The 19,165-nt window shown below is 58.2% G+C and carries 20 protein-coding genes; 10 read left to right on the forward strand and 10 right to left on the reverse strand.

The genetic code is table 11. From position 1 onward, the window contains the following. Window positions 1-698 (forward strand): DUF4118 domain-containing protein (locus VMS83_RS09835; protein ID WP_325412304.1); only part of this gene is annotated, 698 nt, incomplete at its 5' end. A 70-nt stretch (window positions 699-768) separates the two neighbouring features. Here VMS83_RS09835 and VMS83_RS09840 read toward each other — a convergent pair. The 3 genes from VMS83_RS09840 to VMS83_RS09850 all read right to left on the reverse strand — a co-directional run bounded on the left by VMS83_RS09840 (window position 769) and on the right by VMS83_RS09850 (window position 2,868). After that, the gene (locus VMS83_RS09840; RefSeq protein ID WP_325412306.1) at window positions 769-987 is read right to left on the reverse strand and encodes a hypothetical protein; all 219 of its coding nucleotides are present in this window, start codon (window positions 985-987) and stop codon (window positions 769-771) included. Between the two features lie 9 nt (window positions 988-996). Next, window positions 997-2,085 carry a glycosyltransferase gene (locus VMS83_RS09845; protein ID WP_325412307.1) on the reverse strand — a complete coding sequence of 363 codons (1,089 nt, stop codon included), beginning with the start codon at window positions 2,083-2,085 and terminating at the stop codon, window positions 997-999. A gap of 93 nt (window positions 2,086-2,178) precedes the next feature. After that, window positions 2,179-2,868, reverse strand: coding sequence for a SprT family zinc-dependent metalloprotease (locus VMS83_RS09850; protein WP_325412310.1), 690 nt, complete (start codon window positions 2,866-2,868; stop codon window positions 2,179-2,181). A gap of 494 nt (window positions 2,869-3,362) precedes the next feature. Here VMS83_RS09850 and pth2 point away from each other — a divergent pair, with 494 nt between their 5' ends. Further along, entirely contained in the window at window positions 3,363-3,725 is a 363-nt protein-coding gene (pth2, locus tag VMS83_RS09855; protein WP_325412312.1) for a peptidyl-tRNA hydrolase Pth2, read from the forward strand. Next, window positions 3,722-4,993 carry a tRNA pseudouridine(13) synthase TruD gene (gene truD, locus VMS83_RS09860; protein WP_325412314.1) on the forward strand — a complete coding sequence of 424 codons (1,272 nt, stop codon included), beginning with the start codon at window positions 3,722-3,724 and terminating at the stop codon, window positions 4,991-4,993. Before pth2 ends, truD begins: the two co-directional genes overlap by 4 nt. Before the next feature lie 138 nt (window positions 4,994-5,131). On the opposite strand, the gene sppA is transcribed toward truD, so the two are convergent. Both sppA and VMS83_RS09870 read right to left on the reverse strand, forming a co-directional pair. Beyond that, the gene (gene sppA / locus VMS83_RS09865) at window positions 5,132-5,932 is read right to left on the reverse strand and encodes a signal peptide peptidase SppA (RefSeq protein WP_325412316.1); all 801 of its coding nucleotides are present in this window, start codon (window positions 5,930-5,932) and stop codon (window positions 5,132-5,134) included. 15 nt (window positions 5,933-5,947) lie between these two features. Next, a complete protein-coding gene (locus VMS83_RS09870) occupies window positions 5,948-6,628 on the reverse strand; it encodes a dihydrofolate reductase family protein (protein WP_325412318.1) in 681 nt (226 codons plus the stop codon). Between the two features lie 147 nt (window positions 6,629-6,775). Between VMS83_RS09870 and VMS83_RS09875 the strand changes: the two genes are divergently transcribed. Then, window positions 6,776-7,408 (forward strand): CDP-alcohol phosphatidyltransferase family protein, encoded by a 633-nt coding sequence (locus VMS83_RS09875; RefSeq protein WP_325412320.1) that lies wholly within the window; start codon window positions 6,776-6,778, stop codon window positions 7,406-7,408. A gap of 170 nt (window positions 7,409-7,578) precedes the next feature. Here VMS83_RS09875 and artA read toward each other — a convergent pair whose 3' ends face one another. After that, window positions 7,579-8,478, reverse strand: coding sequence for an archaeosortase A (gene artA / locus VMS83_RS09880; RefSeq protein ID WP_325412322.1), 900 nt, complete (start codon window positions 8,476-8,478; stop codon window positions 7,579-7,581). A gap of 172 nt (window positions 8,479-8,650) precedes the next feature. On the opposite strand from artA, the gene VMS83_RS09885 reads away from it, so the two are divergent. Further along, the gene (locus VMS83_RS09885; RefSeq protein ID WP_325412324.1) at window positions 8,651-8,965 is read left to right on the forward strand and encodes a transcription factor S; all 315 of its coding nucleotides are present in this window, start codon (window positions 8,651-8,653) and stop codon (window positions 8,963-8,965) included. Between the two features lie 325 nt (window positions 8,966-9,290). On the opposite strand, the gene VMS83_RS09890 is transcribed toward VMS83_RS09885, so the two are convergent. Both VMS83_RS09890 and VMS83_RS09895 read right to left on the reverse strand, forming a co-directional pair. After that, a complete protein-coding gene (locus VMS83_RS09890) occupies window positions 9,291-9,665 on the reverse strand; it encodes a response regulator (RefSeq protein ID WP_325412326.1) in 375 nt (124 codons plus the stop codon). Between the two features lie 140 nt (window positions 9,666-9,805). Beyond that, window positions 9,806-11,869, reverse strand: coding sequence for an acetate--CoA ligase family protein (locus VMS83_RS09895; protein ID WP_325412374.1), 2,064 nt, complete (start codon window positions 11,867-11,869; stop codon window positions 9,806-9,808). Between the two features lie 280 nt (window positions 11,870-12,149). Here VMS83_RS09895 and acs point away from each other — a divergent pair, with 280 nt between their 5' ends. The 3 genes from acs to VMS83_RS09910 all read left to right on the forward strand — a co-directional run bounded on the left by acs (window position 12,150) and on the right by VMS83_RS09910 (window position 15,352). After that, window positions 12,150-14,048: an acetate--CoA ligase gene (gene acs / locus VMS83_RS09900; RefSeq protein WP_325412328.1), complete on the forward strand. Its 1,899-nt coding sequence runs from the start codon at window positions 12,150-12,152 to the stop codon at window positions 14,046-14,048. 167 nt (window positions 14,049-14,215) lie between these two features. After that, the gene (locus VMS83_RS09905) at window positions 14,216-14,776 is read left to right on the forward strand and encodes a TATA-box-binding protein (protein ID WP_325412330.1); all 561 of its coding nucleotides are present in this window, start codon (window positions 14,216-14,218) and stop codon (window positions 14,774-14,776) included. Window positions 14,777-14,977: 201 nt separating this feature from the next. Further along, window positions 14,978-15,352 carry an ArsR family transcriptional regulator gene (locus VMS83_RS09910; RefSeq protein ID WP_325412332.1) on the forward strand — a complete coding sequence of 125 codons (375 nt, stop codon included), beginning with the start codon at window positions 14,978-14,980 and terminating at the stop codon, window positions 15,350-15,352. On the opposite strand, the gene rpiA is transcribed toward VMS83_RS09910, so the two are convergent. Then, window positions 15,332-16,045, reverse strand: coding sequence for a ribose-5-phosphate isomerase RpiA (gene rpiA / locus VMS83_RS09915; protein WP_325412334.1), 714 nt, complete (start codon window positions 16,043-16,045; stop codon window positions 15,332-15,334). The genes VMS83_RS09910 and rpiA overlap by 21 nt on opposite strands. Before the next feature lie 396 nt (window positions 16,046-16,441). Then, the gene (gene surE, locus VMS83_RS09920; protein WP_325412336.1) at window positions 16,442-17,224 is read right to left on the reverse strand and encodes a 5'/3'-nucleotidase SurE; all 783 of its coding nucleotides are present in this window, start codon (window positions 17,222-17,224) and stop codon (window positions 16,442-16,444) included. Between the two features lie 116 nt (window positions 17,225-17,340). Between surE and VMS83_RS09925 the strand changes: the two genes are divergently transcribed. Beyond that, on the forward strand, window positions 17,341-18,228 hold the full coding sequence (locus tag VMS83_RS09925; RefSeq protein WP_325412338.1) for an ATP-grasp domain-containing protein: 888 nt from the start codon (window positions 17,341-17,343) through the stop codon (window positions 18,226-18,228). Further along, entirely contained in the window at window positions 18,225-19,160 is a 936-nt protein-coding gene (locus VMS83_RS09930; protein WP_325412340.1) for a hydantoinase/oxoprolinase family protein, read from the forward strand. Before VMS83_RS09925 ends, VMS83_RS09930 begins: the two co-directional genes overlap by 4 nt. The last annotated feature ends 5 nt before the right edge of the window (window positions 19,161-19,165 follow it).

Genomic DNA, 19,165 nt, shown 5'->3' on the forward strand with positions numbered 1-19,165 from the left:
CCCTCATTTCCCCGGTCAACCAGCTGATGTTTTATCTCCTTGCCGTCGTGGTGATCGCATTCAAGCGGGGCCTTAAGCCCGCAATTTTCACTTCAGTGGTCGGTGTCATCGCGTTTGACTTCTTTTTCGTGCCCCCGTACCTGACATTCCGGATCTCCGACACCCAGTACCTGGTCACGTTCCTCGGGATGATCATTGTAGGAACGGTCATCAGTATGCTCGTGACCCGTGCCCGCCGGCATGCCGATGCTGCACAGAGCCGGGAGAAGGAGACCAGCACGCTCTATGGACTCTCGCAGGACCTCGCGGTAGCCATGGACGCAGAAGCGATCATGAAGGCCGTGGGCCAGCACATCAGGGAGATCTTCCAGTGGGAGAGCGTCTTTTTCCTCCCGGAAAACGGCCACCTTGCGGCCCATGCCGGGAGCCCGGGCCTTGCAATAGACGGGGACGATATCGCAGTCGCGACCTGGGCGTTCCAGCACGGAACCATTGCCGGTTATGACACCGACACCCTGCACGGTTCAAAACTCCGGTACATCCCCCTCCAGAGCTCGCGGGGGGCCCTTGGGATCCTGGCAGTCCGGCCGACCGAGCCAAACGGCGTGATCGCCTATGAGCAGGCCCGTATCCTGGCTGCATTTGCCAACCAGACCGCACTCGCGCTCGAGCGGGTAAACCTGCAAAAAGCCGGATAAGGGCAGACAGGGAGTCCTTCCCTGAAATACGCTTTTTTCGTAGCGCTCCCGCAAATGCCAGGTACTTCAATCAGATGATCTCGATCCGGCGCAGCCACAGGCCCACTATGATGTAGGCAATGACCGCACATACGATGCCGGCCAGAATTACGGAAAAGAGCAGGTAGTTGCCGCTCAGGAACGCCGACGCGATCCAGAGCAGGACCCGGATGATCCCGTACGCGACGACCACGATGCCGGCGTAGAAGACGATCAGGGCAATGGTCCCGGGGACCAGCAGTTCATCCATGGATATACCTCATTCAAGATACCCCGCCAGCAGATCTTCGTACAGCCTTTTTGTGTTTTCCGCGGTCCGGGGCATGGCAGGGAACCCCGCATAGTGTTTTGTCTCTGCCACGTCCTCCACGAGGTCCAGCTTGTCCTGCTCTTCCGAGTAGAACCAGTCCTTTTCACGGTAATACCACGATAGATACTCCTGTTCGGTCTGGCCCGGTGTCGGTATGAGGAGGGCCCGGGTCTTTCCCAGTTCAGCAAGTTCCATCAGGGTGGTGTACCCCGAGCGGCAGATCACGCACTTTGCCCGGTTCATCAGCTCGGTTTTTACCTCGGTCGGAACATAGGGGACGCAGGTCCAGTTCCCGTGCCGGACCGGGGCAGGTTTTGCCTGCGGGCTGCCAAGCAGCACGACACCGGGACCTTCGAGTTCGCCGATCCTTGAAAGGACGATCTTCTCGAGGATGGTCCGCTGGGGTTCGGGCCCGGAGATGATGATGAGGTACTCGAGGTCCTGCCGGCAGGCGAGTTGTCGGGTACCGGAAAGGATCCCCGAGAAATAGGCGCGCTCGCGGGCCACGTCTGTCTGCGGCCGGGAGAGCTTGCCGGCAAGAGAGAGCGGCCCCGGGGGATTGTCAGGAACGATGATCCGGGCATACTGGTCGTGGAGGAACATGTTTGCCGGGATGGCGAGCAGTTCTGCCGGCCAGTACAGGAGCGGGAGGTGGTAGTGCAGCTGGTGGGAGATGAAGATCGAGGGTACGTGGGAGGAGAAGACACCCAGCCGGTTGTCGCTGATGACCAGGTCAAAGTGCTCTTTTGCGAGAATCGATTCAAGGGTTGCGTGCTCGCGGGCCACTGCCGCCAGCATAAACGGCATGGATGCGCAGAACTTCGGGACAAACAGGTGCCCGGCGCTGAAGGGGACCGGGTAATCCGGGTACTCGATAAAGGGTGCATCCGGGAACTCCTGCCGGAGCACCGCAAGGGCATTGCCACAGGCGGCAACGGTAACTTCATGGCCATGATCACGCAGGGTCCGGATCACGGGGATGTCGCGCGTGGCGTGACCCAGGCCCCAGTTCAGCGGAGATACCAGCACGTGCGCCATCAGAACCTTCCCTGAATTATCATTGCCCCCATAAAGTATATTGAGGTGACGTGCCAGGATGCAGGGAAAAACCCGGATCCACCATGCCTGCGGTCAGAGCGTGAGCATCCTCTCGTTTGTGCGGAGCCACTCCCGGTGCTCCCGGTAATCCGGCATCGCTTTTTCCACTTTTGCCCAGAACCGGTCCGAGTGGTCCGGCTGGCGCAGGTGGACCAGTTCGTGGACGACCACGTAGTCGATCACCTCGGGCGGGGCAAGAACCAGGCGCCACGAGAACGAGAGAGTACCGGTGCTGCTGCACGAGGCCCAGCGCCGCCGGGCATCCGTGATCCGGATCTTTTTTGGTACATAATCGAGGATAGCAGCGACCCCGGCAACCCGGACCGGGAGGATCTCCGCCGCTTTCCGGGTGTACCATGCCTGGAGCAGTTTTTTGCATTCCGGTAACTGCAACTCCCCGATATAGAGCCGGTCCGCGAGCGTGATCCCGGCATCGCTTCCCGCGAGCACGGCAAGAGCGAACGGTTTTCCCAGAAAGAGAAACTGTTCGCCGGCAGCAAAGGACCGAGTCCCGGGATCGGGCCGGCTTTTCATCTCGGCCACCTTTTTTTCAATCCAGGTCCGTTTCTCTTCAATGATCTCCTGGATCCAGGTCTCCGGTGCCCGGAGCGGGGCACGCACCACGAGCCCTGCATCGGGCGTGATCTCAAGGGAGACCGTCCGGCGATGGGAGCGGATAATCCGATCGGGGCGGAGAGGAGTCATGACAGTTTCATTCCTCATGTTTGCTCTCCCGCATGATGATATTTCGGGCGGGAGGGGAGAAAGTAAACACCCCCTGAAGACCACCTCCCAACCGGGCTCGATCTGGGCCCGGATAGGCCTGTTTTGGACCCCATCGGAGCCCGTAACGGGCTCCGATTTAAAACAAAGCCCAAATAAGCCTTATTTTGGCAAACGGACAAAAAATAACGCTCTCATAAAGGCATTTTGCAGGCCGATTTTGGGGCCGGACAGGTTTTCGCATTATCCGGGAAAAAGATGCCGCTAAAAACACGTCCATGAGCCGTTAAAGGGCATTATATGAGGCTCAATTCTGGCGTATTTTGGCAAATAATAAGATATATGAGCCCGGATTTTCGGGCAGGGTAATCGGACGGTTTTACGGGCGTATTTTATGGGGAGTCCTGGCATCAGAAAAGCGAAAACCCCTGACACGTTATGGAACGTTTACCTTTCCATACCTATATCGCCTGAACCTGCAAAGAATAGTGCAGATGGTACCGGAGCCCGAATTCAGGTACAAGCAGTGCCTTATTGTGCGAAACGACATCAAGATGAGCTGCGGCAAGAAATGCGCACAGGCAGCGCATGCCTCTATCGGGGCATTCGAGAGTGCCGATAAAACCATGCGCAAGGCCTGGCAGGCAGAAGGGCAGAAGAAGGTGGTGCTTCGGGCAGACTCCGAACGGGCGCTCTATGAGATCAAGGTGATCGCCGAACGCGCCGGTATCTCCACCTCGCTTATCCAGGACGCCGGCATGACCGAGATCCCGCCCGGCACGATCACCGCGCTCGGGCTTGGGCCGGCAAAGACCGAAGACCTCGACAAGATCACCGGGTCACTGTCATTGTTATGAGAGAGAGTCCGTATCCGCTCGAACGCGAGCTCGGGATGCAGTTCTATGCCACCGATACGGCCGGGATCGGCGGGACGCTGCGTACGGTGCCGGATGATTTTATTGTCGAAGAGATCCCGCTGGACAAAAAAGGCGGCTCCTCCGGCCCGTACCTGATCTGCCGGCTCACCAAGACCAACTGGGAGCTCCAGCACGCGGTAAAGGAGATCGCAAAACGGCTCAATATCAGCCACCGGCGGATCGGATGGGGCGGGACCAAGGACCGGAACGCCCGGACAACGCAACTGCTCTCTCTCTACAAGATCACCCCCGAGCAGGTCGCCGCGCTCCATATAAAAGATATCACCCTTGAGGTGATCGGCGAGGCAAACGAGCAGCTCTCTCTGGGCGATCTTGCCGGCAACCGGTTCGATATCCTCATCCGTGACGTGGACACGACCGATCCCGCGAGCCAGGTGTCAGCGGTCACCGATGCTGCGGCCGTTGCCCTTCCCAACTACTTCGGGCTCCAGCGCTTCGGGGTGATCCGCCCGCTGACACACCGGATCGGCGAACTGATCCTCCGCGGCGAGTACGAGCAGGCAGTGGCCTCCTACGTGGGCCAGGCCTTCCCGCTCGAAAGAGAGGAGGCACGGAGGGCGAGGACACTCTACTGGGAGACCCGGGACCCGGCACTTGCCCTCCGCGAACTCCCGGTTCCGATGTCCTTTGAGCGCTCCATGCTGTCGCACCTCCAGGCGCACCCCGGAGATTATTCCGGGGCACTCCGGCAGCTGCCCCCCAAGCTCCTCTCCATGTTTGTCTCCGCGTTCCAGTCGTACCTCTTCAACTGCGCTCTCTCGCACCGGCTTGCTACGGGCCACGCTCTCGCCGAGGCAGTACCGGGCGACCGGCTCATCTTTGCAAACGGGCGCACTGATACGGCAACCGCTGCCAGCCGTGCGGCGGTCTCGATCCACCTTTCCCGGGGCCGGTGCTCGATCGGGCTCTTTATGCCCGGCCGGGACGACACGGGCGCCCAGGCCGGTGACGAGTCCACGCGGGCGATGCTGGCCGATCTTGGGATCACGGCGGACCATTTCCGCCGGGCATCGGAGTTCGTGCAGACAAAGTTCGACGGGGCATGGCGCCCGATCGCGCTGCACACGGCGATCGAAGCCGCAGTACAGGACACCGGCGTGCGCCTGAAATTTACATTGCCCCCGGGCCATTATGCTACCACAGTCTGCCGGGAATACATGAAGGCCGACCCGGTCCGGATGGTCTGAATATCCCGGGAGGGATACCGTTCCCCCTATTACGCCGTCAGTCTCGGGGATTTTTTTTCACGGACCATTAAAAATACGGTTTGCCCCGGGCCGTTTATTCCGGAAGTAACAAAAAAGGAGACCGGGAGAGCCGGTTGTTTATTTTCGTGCATCCGCCAAGGCCTGCGCCCCGTCAATTGCATCGTTGAGGTTGCCGAGCCGGTCGACAAGGTTGATCTTCAATGCGTCGGCCCCCCGGATCACCCGGCCATCCGCAATATCCGAGCGGGAGATCATCCGCTGGGTGGTCACGTCGTCAATGAACCGCTCGAAGCTCTCGTTGACGATCTGCTGGGCATAGGCCTCTTCGGCAGGAGAGAGCGCCCGCGAGGTCGACCCCATATCCTTGAATGCCCCGGACTTGACAACTGTGACATTGTAGCCTTCCTGGTTCATCCAGCCGCTGATATCGGAGAAGGTCCAGATGACACCGACCGCACCGGTCAGCGTGTCGGGATCCGCATAGATCAGGTTGGCGTGAGCGCTCACGTAATAAGCGGCGGAGGTGGCCATATCACCCATGGAAACGACCACCGGTTTCTTGCTTTTTGCGTAATTGAGATCGCTGATGATCTCCTCGGCTGCTGCCGGCGATCCTCCCGGGCTGTCCACCCGGAGCACAATGGCATCGACCGTGGGATCGTCGGCCGCAGCGCGGAGCTGGTTACCCACGTACTCGCTGCCGACACTGTCATCGCTGGTAAAATCCCCTGTCGCAAGCGTGCCCTCCATCCGGATGACCTTTACTCCGGGGTGCTGGGTCTCCGAGATAACGAACACGACCGAAAAGATGCAGATCACCAGGAAGAGGACGCCGATGATGATCAACAGCCATTTCAGGGTGGACCGGGGACCTTGGCCCGGTGTAATCATTGCAGGGTAGATGGAAGGAATATCCATAGGGTAAACTCGTCCTTACGGGTACAGCACGTCAAACTCGGAGACAAGGTTGCTGCCGCACAGGTAGTATTTCTTGAGGTTTAACCGGATCATCTCGTCCTCGGTGTTGATATGCATGCCGCCCACGAGGGAGGGGGTGTCCGATCCCCCGACAATGAACGGGAGGTGGATGAGCCGGATCTCGTCCACGAGCTTCTCGTGGAGCATGTGCCAGTTGAGGGTAGGGCCGCCCTCGATCATCAGCTTCTTTACCCCGTACTTGTCATGCAGGATCTGCATGAGGAGGGGGAGCTCGACATGGTCTTTTCCGGCAACGGCCACGTTCACGCCCTTTGCCCGGATCGCCTCGACCCGGTCCTTCGGGGCCCGCTCCGAGACCGCGATAAGGCTGGGGGCATCGGGGCCGAGCACGTTTGCATCCAGGGGAATGTCGGCCATGCTGCAGGGGATTACCCGCAGCGGGCTCTTGCCGGGGACGAGCCGGACGGTCAAAAAGGAGTTATCGATCCGGATCGTGTTTGCACCGACCATGATCGCATCGTAGGCAGCCCGGGTCTCGTGGAGCAAAATTTCTGTCTCGTGAGCCATGTACTTCATGAGGATCTTGCTGGAGGCACCCTTTTTCAGGGTGAGCTTGCCGTCAGCGGTGATCTCGGACATCATCAACACATGAGGGCGGGCCGGTGCTGCTGCCATTCCAATCAACTCTCTTGTTCTGTTATACGCGTTATGTAAATAATATGGTGACGCCTGAGGCCAGTCATTACCGATAGGATGCTGAGGCACTTTGTTTATCCTGATCATCCCGTAACTTTTAATGGTTCGCAGACGTATGATGAAGATATGAATATTACCGCCCTCCGGCCCAGGTTCAAGCAGTACCTGGAGCCGGTTGCCGGTCTCTTTGTCCGGTGCGGCGTTACGCCCAACCAGTGTTCGTTTCTGGCCCTTGTTGCCGGGATCGCTGCGGCCGTGCTCTTCATGGAGCGCTGGTTTCTCGTAGGGAGCCTGCTCCTGCTCCTCTCTGCGCTCTTCGATCTCATTGACGGCAGCATTGCCCGGCAGACCAACTCCCACACGAACTTTGGTGCGGTCTTTGACTGGATCGTTGACAAGTACGTGGACGCACTGGTGATCCTCGGCGTCGGGCTCTCCGGCATTGCGATCGTGAGCGGGATCCTGCCGGTCTCGCAGACCGCAGACCTTGCCCTTGTCGGCCTTGCGATCACCGGTTCGCTGATGAACACATTCATCAAGCCGGTGGTATACGCGGAGATCGGGTACCGGGAGAAAGTGGAGGGCAAGATCGACGATCCCCTCGAAGGTGTAGGGTTCTTTGGCCGGCCCGAGACTTTCCTTGTGCTGATCCTCGGGGGCGTTACCGGCTTTATCTGGATCTCGATTATCCTGATCGCGGTCTGCACCAACCTCTCGGCCATCCAGCGGATCCTCTACCTGTACCGGACCCTGTCCTGATACAGGAAGTTCGGAATCTTCTTTTTTCGTGAGTGAACATTCCACAATTCCCGGGCAACCGGAGGTATCTTTTCACGGGACTGCGTGGGCAAGAAGAGAGGTTACGCGTGTCCCCATAACAGCCGGCGATTGGGCCATGTGCCGGAAAAAAAGAGATGAAATTCCGCCCGCTAGGTCTGCGGGGGTTCAGTATCCCCTGATGATTCTGCCACGGGTACCGGTTCCGGGGCAGGTGAAGCGGCCGGTTTCTGCGGGCCCTTCCCCCGGATCCGTTCCAGGTCATGGACAATCTCCCCGTAATAGAGCTGGTACAGTTCATCAGCAAAGTTTCCGAGCTGGGGGATGAGGACGAAGAGGCCGTACGCGATCAGGATCAGGGCCACGAGGGCAAGCATCTCCGCGATCACGTTATGGGCCCAGAAGAAACTCTCGTACCCGTACTCGCCGTTTCCCGCGATGTCGGACCAGTACGGGAACCACTGGCCGGTGTAGGCCATGATCACAAAGACGTTCCGGAAGAGGTTGAGGATATAGATAGTTGGGCCAACCAGGAGAAACGCCAGGATCTTCTGCCGGAGCGTGGTCGGGACTGCGGCGGCAACACCCAGCATGATCGCGATGCTCTGGATACCGGTGCAGGCGAGGATGATCTCCACCCGGAAGCTGTTCCGGGCAATGATGTTCCAGGCATCGAGGTTAACCGGGTAGTTGAAGACCTGGAGCAGCCAGACAACCTCGCCTACCACCGCCGAGATCAGCCAGTTGCCGGCCTCGGGAATGTAGGTGAACGGTGCATAGATCAGGAATGCTACCGCTGCCGCACGGGAGAGGTGGAGGACTGCGGTATTCTCCTCGAGCAGGTACCGTATGGTGATGAGCAGGAACGGGACCGAGAGGATTGCCATGACAGGGTAGAGAAAGTTATTCTCGGAGAAGTACTCGGGCAGGTCGGCAAAGAGGAAAGCAACGATAAAGACCCAGCCGATGATCGCGGCATATTTCCGGTGGCGACCGGGTATCAGGGATGCCAGAAATCCCAGGCAGGAGATCAGGACAAGATACTCGATCATCGTATTTCTCTTAGCCTTCTCATCAAAAAAAGGATTCTCCCTTGACATCCCGGTTTTCAGGAGGGCGGGGTCACATCATCCCCCTAAATCGCGGCGGGTTTTAAGTCACCGCCGTGCTGAACCGGCCGGGATACTCACCTTAATCTTGTAGCATGACCTATACTGTTATCCGATGTTTTGCCCGGAATGTAAAACGATGTTAATCTCATCTGCCGGCCAGCTTAAATGCCGCAAGTGTGGGTATATCAGGAAGATCGAGTCCACCGAACATATGACCCGCAAGAAGGAGCGCACGGAAAACGAGATCACCATCGTTGACGACGAGGACGACAAAGTAAAAACAATGCCTACGATCCAGATCAAGTGCCCCAAGTGCGAGAACAACCTCGCTTTCTGGTGGCTCCGTCAGCTCCGGGCCGCTGATGAGAGCGAGGTCAGGTTCTTCCGGTGCACCGAATGCGGCCATACCTGGCGCCAATACGATTAAATAAAAAATAATTACCAGATTTTTTTTGGATTTTTCACTCCGGGAATTTTTGGAGAATTGCATTTTTCCCTTTATTCTTCACCGGTTCAAGCTCCTGATAGAGAACTGTTCATCAGAATACATCGATCAACAGCTCATGAGAAAACAAGGGAACGGCAGGGCACATGCAGTTCTCATACCACTTGCTCCGTCCACATCGCGGTCTCATCTGCCAAACCTCAGCAGGATCAGGGACCCCTTTACTCAGTATAAAGCGGGAGTCCCTTATCGTACACAAACGGGGGACCCTGTTGTCTAACGGTCGCGGGCAAAAAAGTAAAGCAAATCAGCCCCGTCGCATGGCCATCTCGACCGCGACCCGGAGCTGACGGTCATCAAACGGCTTGAGGAGGTACCCGTCCGGCACGGTCCTGCGTGCCATCTCGAGGATCTTGGCCTCATCATGACCGGTCATGTACACGAACGGGATATCGGTATTGTTGAGCAGGTAGTCTCCGATGGCAAGCCCGTCGTTCTGTCCCTGGAGCTCTATATCGATCAGGGCGATGTCGGGCTTGCATTCCTGAATGGAGCTCACCGCGGCTTCAACATTGTTCGCTTTGCCGCAGACATGGTATCCCATCTGTTTCAGCCGTAAGTCCAGGAGCTCGGCCATCTGCTGGTCATCTTCGAGAAAAAATACCTTCAGCGGTGCAATCATACTCGTTTATACATAATGATATCAAGTATAAAATTCTTTTTTATGATGAAATCAGAGGACTCTGGAGAATCCGGTCATGCAAAGAACCCGGACACGTGTCATGAGACACAGGATGAAAGCGGCCGGTAAAAAGATGGTGATCAGAGGAGGCCCGGCGCCTTGACACGGAACATCTGCCAGAGCACGCGGCCCATGACACGGTAGGTGAAGTCCAGCTCGTCGAAACTGGGGATGCCGTGTTCCTTGAGCATCTCGCGGCCCACGTTCATCGAATCGCCGCCAAGGAGGGTGGCGATCAGCCGGTTCTCGGTCCGTTCCGAGAATTTGAGGATCTGTTTTGCCATCTGTTCCGAGGTGAGCACGAGGTTGGGGAAGCCGATCACAAAGGCCATGTCCCAGAGATCGCCGTGCTTTGCGAGCACCTCGAAGGTCTTCTCGAAACGCTTCTCGGTCGCATCGCCCAGCAGGTCAATCGGGTTGCCCTTGTTCCAGAACTCGGGAAGGAAATCGTTGAGCTCTTCAAGGACATCCGCCGGGAGGTCGATGAGCTCGATACCGTACCGCTCCGCGTAGTCCGAGGAGAGCACGGCAAAGCCGCCGGCGTTGGTGATGACCACCGCACGCTTCCCCTTGGGGTAGCGCTTGGGGTGGGCGAGCACTTGTGCGGCAAGGAATGCACCAGTCAGGGTGTGGACGGCGATGACGCCGGATTTCCTGAACGCTTCCATGTACACCTCGTACGAACCGGAGAGCGACCCGGTGTGGGAGGCAGAAGCGGCCTGGCCCTTCTTTGAGGAGCCTGACTTGATGGCAATGACCGGCTTGGACTTGGCCACCTCGGAGACGACCTCCATGAAGGCCTTACCGTCCGTGATCTGCTCGATGTACATGATGATGGCTTTTGTCTTGGGATCTTTTTCCACGTACCTGAGATAGTCGAGGAAATCGAGGTCGCACTGGTTACCGACCGAGATGACGTTGGAGAAACCAATGTTCTTTGCCAGGCTCCAGTCAACGACCGTGTTGATGATGGCACCGCTCTGGGAGATGAACGCGATGTTACCGGGCTTGGGCGACTGGTGGACATACGTGGTGTCGATGCCCCGCGGCGGTACGATAAGACCCAGGCAGTTTGGACCGATGATCCGCATGCCATGGCCTTTTGCTATGGCCACAACACGTTCTTCGAGTGCCTTGCCATCGGGCCCCATCTCCTTGAACCCGGCCGTAATGATGACCGCAAGGGATACACCCTTTGCCCCGCATTCCTCGATTACTGCGGGGACGTGGATGGCCGGGACGGTGATGACTGCCATATCGACCGGCGCCTGGATGGCCGTGATGGTGGGGTAGGCCTTGAGTCCCTGGATCTCTGCACGCTTGTTGTTGACCGGGTAGAGCTGACCGGGGAAGTGCAGGAGGTTATGCATGACCGCGTATCCCATCTTGGAGGAGTCCTGGGATGCGCCAATCACCGCGATCGACCGCGGGGTGAAGTACTCGATCGGGACCGGGACGCGTTCCGGTGCCTCCACCTTGTGGACGGAATCGCTCACGATCACGCGGGCATCTACCGCACAGGCACCCGACTCGTACAACCGGAGGGGGTTGACATCGAACTCCACGATATTCTCGTTCTCCAGGAAGAACCGGCAGACATTGCCGATGATCTTTACCAGGCCCTCCTCGTCACGGGGCTTTGCACCGCGGTAACCGGCAATGAGCGGGTACGCGTTGATCTCCCGGACCATCTGCCGGATCTCGTCATCGGTGACCGGCAGGATACGCAGGGTCACGTCCTTCATGAGCTCGACCATCGTCCCGCCCATACCAAACGTGATCACCTTGCCGAATGCAGGGTCCGTCCGCCCGCCGATGATCAGCTCGAGGCCGGGCTCTGCCTGCTGTTCGACCATGACCCCTTCGATCTGCGCCTCGGTATTGTAGGACTTGGCGTTGTCGATAATTTTTGTAAAGGCGCCAAGAGCGGCCTTCCTGCTCCCGATACCGACCATCACACCGCCTGCATCGCTCTTGTGGACGATCTGCGGCGAGATGATCTTCATCACCACCGGGCATCCCATCTTCTCGGCAGCAATAGCCGCGTCCTCGCCGTTCTTGACGATCTGGTACTCCGGAACGGGAATGTCGTATTTCCGCAAAATGTCGTATCCTTCTGCTTCAGAGAGCATCTTCTGGGTCACAATCTTCACCTCGAATCATGGTCTGGGAACCCTCGCGTCAGGAGGTCCGGGTCCCCGGTTTGTCGTCGGGCATGCAGGCAAAAGGTCCTGATAACGGACGCGGCGCATACCCTGCTGTATGATCTGATTAGAAATTTGGCGATGCCTCATTTAAATGTGCTGAATTGTAAGCAATGCGCGAGATAAGGTAAACGGACGGCTTTACGGGCGATTTTTTCCATTCGGACCAAAAGAATAACATTAATTCATCATTATTGATAATGTAATTTAGAGGAATACAATGGACAAGAGCGCAGAGACCACCGGCACCGCCATCAAATACTATACACCGGACCCCTCCTACCGCGTGCACAGCTGGATGGGTGATTATACCTGGGCATACAACGAGTTTGTTAAGGACCCGGACAAGTTCTGGGATCACATTGCCCAGAAACTCCACTGGTTTTCCCCCTATGATAAGGTCTGCGAGTGGAACTACCCGTACGCGAAGTGGTTTGTCAACGGCAAGACCAACATCACCTACAACTGCCTTGACCGGCACGTGCTGGGCGACCGGCGCAACAAGGTGGCACTGATCTGGAAAGGCGAACACACCGAGGAGGAACGGGTCTTTACCTACCGGCAGCTGTACCGCGAGGTCCAGAGATTTGCCAACGGCTTAAAGAAACTGGGCGTCACCAAAGGCGACCGGGTCTGTATCTACATGCCGGTCATCCCCGAGCAGGTGATCGCCATGCTCGCCTGCACCCGGATCGGGGCGATCCATTCCGTGGTCTTCGGGGGCTATGGGGCAGCGGCGCTCAACCAGCGGATCGTGGGTGCCGGCGCCAAGATCGTGATCACGGCCGATATGGCGATCCGACGGGGCAAGGCAATCCCGCTTAAGCACGTGATCGAGGAGGCAGTCATCAACGCCCCCGCCGTTGAGAAGATCATTATCCTGCGCCGGGAGCAGCGCACCCCGGTCGAACTCCACAGCGAGATGGAGGTTGACTTCTACGAACTCATGGCGGATGTCGGCTCCGATTGCCCGGCCGAGGTCATGGATGCGGAAGACCCGCTCTTTATCCTGTACACCAGCGGCACTACCGGCGCGCCCAAGGGCATTGTCCATACCTGCGGGGGCTACATGGTGGGCGCCTATTATACGACCAAGTACATCTTCGACATCAAGGAGCACGACGTGTACTGGTGTACCGCCGACCCCGGCTGGATCACCGGCCACTCCTACGTGGTGTACGGGCCGCTCTCAGTGGGCGCGACCGTCCTTATTGCCGAGAACACCCCGGACTACCCGGACCCGGGGACCTGGTGGAAGATCATCGAGGAGTACGGGGTCAACATTCTCTATACTGCACCGACCGCGATCAGGATGTTCATGAAACTTGGCGAGGAATGGCCGAACAAGTACAACCTCGGCTCGCTGCGTGTGCTCGGGTCGGTCGGGGAACCGCTCAACCCCGAGGCTTTCGAATGGTTCTATCATGTAATCGGGAAGGACCGGTGCCCCATCGTGGATACCTGGTGGCAGACCGAGACCGGCATGCACATGGTGACAACGGTGCTGGGCGAACCCATGCGGCCGGGCTACGTGGGCAAATCCGTTCCCGGCGTAGTGGCAGACGTGGTGGACAAGGACGGGAAACCGGTCGAGCCGGGCAAGAGCGGATTTTTGGTGATGCGCCAACCCTGGCCCTCCATGATGCGCACGATCTGGAACAATGATGAGCGGTACCGCAAGTACTGGGAGACGATCCCCGGCTGCTACCAGGTGGGCGACCTTGCGATCAAGGATCCCGACGGGTACATCATGGTGATCGGGAGGTCTGACGACCTCATCATCGTCTCGGGCCACAACATCGGCACGGCCGAAGTAGAGAGTGCACTCGTCTCCCACAAGGCAGTGGCGGAAGCGGCCGTGATCGGGAAACCCGATCCCTTAAAGGGGAACACCATCAAGGCCTTTGTCACCCTCCGCGTGGGCCATACCCCGAGCGATAAGCTGAAAAACGAGCTGATCTACCACGTGCGGATCACGCTTGGTCCCATTGCCATGCCCTCCGAGATCGAGTTTACTGATTCCCTGCCCAAGACCCGGAGCGGAAAGATCGTCCGCCGGGTGCTCAAGGCAAAGGAGATGGGCATGGACCCGGGCGACATCTCCACGCTCGACGAATAAGACCGGACCATCACCCCTTTTTTTTGTTTTTATCCTTCCCCGTTAACCCGATGCCTTTTTATACCGCGCTCCCCTTTCTTTATATGCTTTATATATACGGGGATGACCGTCACGCGATCTCCTCGTCCTCCAACCTATTCGGATCCCAAGACTCAGGTGATGATACCATGAAGGCAAATCCAGAGGACTCACTGAAGATAGAAAATATCGTTGCATCTGCAAAAGTGACCGACTACCTCGATTTACCGGCGCTCGCCTCCAAGATCAAGGATGCAGAATACAACAAGAAACGGTTCCCCGGCGTTGTCCTGCGGATGCAGAACCCCAAGATCGCTGCCCTTGTCTTTGGCTCGGGCAAGGTGGTCCTGACCGGGGCAAAGAGCGTGGACAGCCTCTCCAAGGGGCTGACGATCCTAGGCAACCAGCTCCGCAGCCTGGACATCGATATCCCGAAGAAGCTTACCTACAAGATCCAGAACATCGTGACCTCGGCCGATCTTGCGACCGCGATCAACCTCAACAAGATCGCGGTAGGCTTCAACCTGGACAGGATCGAGTACGAACCCGAGCAGTTCCCGGGCCTGGTGTACCGGCTCGAAAACCCCAAGGTCGTGGTCCTGCTCTTTGGCTCGGGTAAGCTAATCATCACCGGGGGCAAGGAACCCGAGGACGCAAAGAAGGCCGTCGTCAAGATCCTCTCCGACCTGCGCAGCCTCGGCCTGATGTAAGAGCCCGGTTCTGCCTTGCGCGGGACATAAATACTACGGGTTTGAATGAAAATCTTTTTTTAGACTATGTGTCAATATTTGACGCCGAAAAAAGTGTCCAATATATAATATTTATGTTAATTGTTCGCCAATCCGAGCTAATATATATCTTTGGCAAGATAAATTGGGGTACAGAATAAAGAAAACCATGGAGTTGTGTGCATGAGAACCGAAAATGTGATGTATTTTACCGAGAAGGAAGAAGAATTTGCCAACCTTCTCATAGAGATCGGTACCAAGAAGAATGTCGCGAAGGTGCTGGTGTTTCTCGCAAACATCCCCGAGGCTACCTCCCGTGCCATTGAGCGTGGCACCGATCTCCGCCAGCCCGAAGTGAGCATTGCCATGCGGTACCTGATGGACCAGGGCTGGATCAACAGCCGCGAGAGCAAGGCCGAGAGCAAGGGCCGCCCGGTCAAGATCTACGAGCTTGCAAAGCCCATCACCGATATCATGGACAGTATCGAGAAAGAGAAGAAGAAGGAAGCGACCAACCAGCTCGCAATGATACAGAAATTACGGGACTACATCCGGTGATGTAAGGACCGAACACTTTTTTTCATTCCCCACAATTATCGTTGTATTTCCCGTAAACCGGGTAAAGAGGCCGCTTTCGATCACACCGGGAATGACCGCCATCTCCGCTTCGAGGCCGGCCGCGTCGGCAATCTCCTCAAAGTGGCAGTCCACGATGAAGTTGCCATTGTCCGTGATGACCGGGCCGTCTTTTTTAACCCCTTCGCGGATAAACGGCCGGCACCCCAGGCCCCGCAGCTGAGCAATTGCGGTTTTCGTGGCAAACGGGAGAGTCTCGACCGGGACGATACCGCCAAGCTTTTTAACCATCTTTGCTTCGTCTACAACGACCACGAACCGGAATGCCGCGGATGCAACACACTTCTCCCGGGTGAGCGCCGCACCGCGTCCCTTGATCATCCGGAACCGGGGGTCCACCTGGTCTGCGCCATCAATGGCGAGATCAAGCACCGGGTTGTCGTCCAGCGTGGTTAAAGGGATGCCGTACTCCCGCGCCCTCATCGCGGTCTGGTAGGAGGTGGGGACGCCCGCAATCGAGAGGCCTTCCCGGATCCGGCCCGAGAGGCTCTCGATGGCGTAGAAGACCGTGGAGCCGGTGCCAAGGCCGATCACCATGCCGTCCTCCACAATCTCCGCTGCCTGGTATCCTGCCGCCCTTTTTGCGGCGGCGACTGCATCTGCTGTGCCAGCCATAGTGATGATAGGATTCGGTGCCGGTATAATTAAAACTGGTGAAGGGAGAGGCGTACTGTCTTCCTGATGATGTCCCTTGGTGCGAATTTTCGGAAAGGGTCGTTGCCTCAAAATATATTGCGATGTCTCCCCGCCTCAGGGCCCCTCACGGGGCACAGTTGGGCAGGGGCCGTTTTCCCCCTTAATCCGATTCTTCTGGTGTTCGTAATTTTTTTTTTTTGGAATGCAAATTTTTAGTCACTGGCCCGCCGCGGGGGCGCCCCTTCGGGGGCGGCGGGAGGTATCGCTATTCCACGGCAATAAAAAACAGGGATGAGAGAAGAGATGTCAGCACAGCCGCATACCGGATGTATTTGTAAAAAGATATGCGATTTTCCGTTGGGACCGTTCTACAGTTTATTTCAAAAAAATCTTCTTTGTCTCTTCTCTTGCCGCGTGCGCCGTGCAGTCAAGCGTGATGGGCGTGATCGAGACATTGCCTTTCCGGACCGCGTGCACGTCCGTGCCCTCCTCCGCGTCCTCGATGAGCGGGCCGTTGATCCAGAAGTACGGCCGCCCCCGGGGGTCAAGCCGTTTTTCCACGCCCGTGTGGAAGAGCTTGCGGGCAAGGTGCGTGACCTCGTAACCACCGCGGATCTCCGACGGGATATTGACGTTGATCACGTCGGCTGCCGGGGGAAATCCCGATGCCAGCACGCGTTCCACCACATCGCGCACGACTTTCTTTGCCGTCTCAAAACTCTGCGCTGACTGGCCGGGATCGTCAAACTTGTCCCCCTGGTCCTCTACCTGGAGCGAGAAGGCGATCCCTTTTGTGCCCTGGTTGGAGGCCTCAAGCGCCGCACCGACCGTGCCCGAGGTCATGATCGACTCGTACGAAAGATTCTCGCCGATGTTGATCCCGCTCACCACGAGCGCTGGTGCCAGCCTGAGGGAGTACAGCCCGATGATCGCTGCGTCGGTGGGCTTGCCGCCGACCGCCCATGCGGGAATGCCGTTGATCTTTATCCGGTTGGCCCGGATGGGCTCGAAGATCGAGATCGATCGGCCCACCGCGCTCTGCTGGGTTGCCGGCGCCACCACCGTCACGTCCGCGATCGGGGCGAGCGCATCGTAGGCCGCCCAGATACCCAGGGAGTTCACGCCGTCATCGTTGGTAAGCAGGATCGCGGGTTTCATAGGATGTACTACTCCTTAGCACCCACCGGTCAATTAACTTCACCGATCCGCATGCAGCCATGCCTGCCGGCACGGGACGGATAGGGTAATTGCCTGCAGGTGCAATAGTACCTGCGATGAAGGTCCTGCTTGCTGAGTATGCCACTGCCTGCGACCCCGCCCTTGCTCCTGAGGGAGCCGCAATGCTCGATGTCCTTGCCGGAAGTTTTGCCCGGTGCGGGTACGACGTTGTCCAGCCGGGTCCGGGGGATTTCTCTGCCGAGATCGTGCGCCTTGCCCCTGAATGCGACATAGGACTTGTGATCGCCCCCGACCACATGCTTGCAAAGCTCACCCTCCCGATCGAACAGTACTCGCACAACCTTGGCTGCGGGAGCATGAATGCCGCACTCTGCGCAAGCAAGGTGGCAACCGGCAGGGTCCTCCGGGGCCATGGGATCCCGGTCCCTGCCCCTGCCCCTTCCGGCCGGCGCGTGGTTAAACCGATCAATGGCTGTGATTCCCATGGCGTCAGGCTCACCACGGATGCACCTGGCCCGGGCGAGTTTGCCGAGGCATATATCGAAGGCGAACACTACTCGGTGAGCCTTCTCTTAAGCCGGGTGGTGGGCGAAGCCTGCCTGTATTTCTCCGGCAATGCACCGCTCGTCCTCTCGGTCAACAAACAGGACGTGACCCTCGACCCCGATGGCAGATTCACGTATGGCGGCGGCGAGACGCCGGTACACCCGCCACGCGAACAGGAGATCCGCGATACCGCGATCAAGGCTGCGACCGTGCTCGGCTGCCAGGGGTATTGCGGGGTGGATGTCGTGGTCGGCGACCAGGTCTGCGTAGTGGACGTAAACCCGCGGATCACGACAAGCATTGTCGGGATTGCTGCCTGCATGGAAGAGGAGATCGCCAACCTGCTGGTTGCCGCATCGCGGGGTTCGGTGCCAAAAGAAGTCCACCTGTCCGGCCATGTGCGGTTCGACCGGGCGGGAAAGGTAACAAGACTATGATCGGTATCGATGTGGGCGGGGCAAACCTGAAAGTCGCTGACGGGCGCGGTGTCCACATCCACTACTGCCCCCTCTGGACCGGCGCCCCGATTGCCGACCTCCTGCGACCGTACGCGGGCACAGGAAACGAGCCTGCCGCGGTGGTGATGAGCGGCGAGCTCGCTGACTGTTTTGACAATAAACTGCAAGGGATTACGTTCATTGTCCATGCGGTCCGGGAGGTTTTTCCCTGCGCACGGTTCTATGGGACCGATGCTGCCTTCCATGACGGTGCGCTCCCGGTCCTTGCTGCGGCAAACTGGCTTGCGGCCGCGGACTACCTGCGGGAGAAGTACCCGGACGCGGTGCTCCTCGACATCGGGAGCACCACCGCCGACATCATCCCGCTCGCGTGTTTCCCCGCGCTGCGGGGTCTCACGGACCTTGCACGGCTCCGGAAGGGATACCTCGTATACACCGGCATGCTCCGGACCCCGGTTGCAACCCTTCTTTCCTCCGTAATACTTGACGGGATCAGGACCCCGGTCAGCACGGAATACTTTGCTGCGAGCGCCGATGCCCACCTGGTGCTCGGCCATATCACCCCGGCAGAGTATACCTGCGACACGCCGGACAAAAAAGAGAAGACACGGGCCGCGTCCTTACGCCGGCTCGCCCGGGTGGTCTGCGCCGACCTCGCGGAGATCGGGGAGGACGGCGCCCTGCAGATTGCGCAGGCATTCTGGGACCGGCAAAAGGAGATTGTCTGCAACACCGTGCGCCGGGTTAAGGAGGAGAGCGGCGCATCCCCGGTGATCGTGGCAGGCCTGGGTGCTGCTCTCTTTGCCCGGGAACTGGTCGGGACCGACCTCAATGGCGTGCTTGGGCCGGTGGCGGATGCGCTCCCGGCGTACGCGGTCCGCGAGGTGGCGTCACGGAACCCTGGAAGCTAAGCCTT

Source organism: Methanoregula sp., assembly GCF_035543475.1.
In the GTDB taxonomy this organism is placed as follows: domain Archaea; phylum Halobacteriota; class Methanomicrobia; order Methanomicrobiales; family Methanospirillaceae; genus Methanoregula.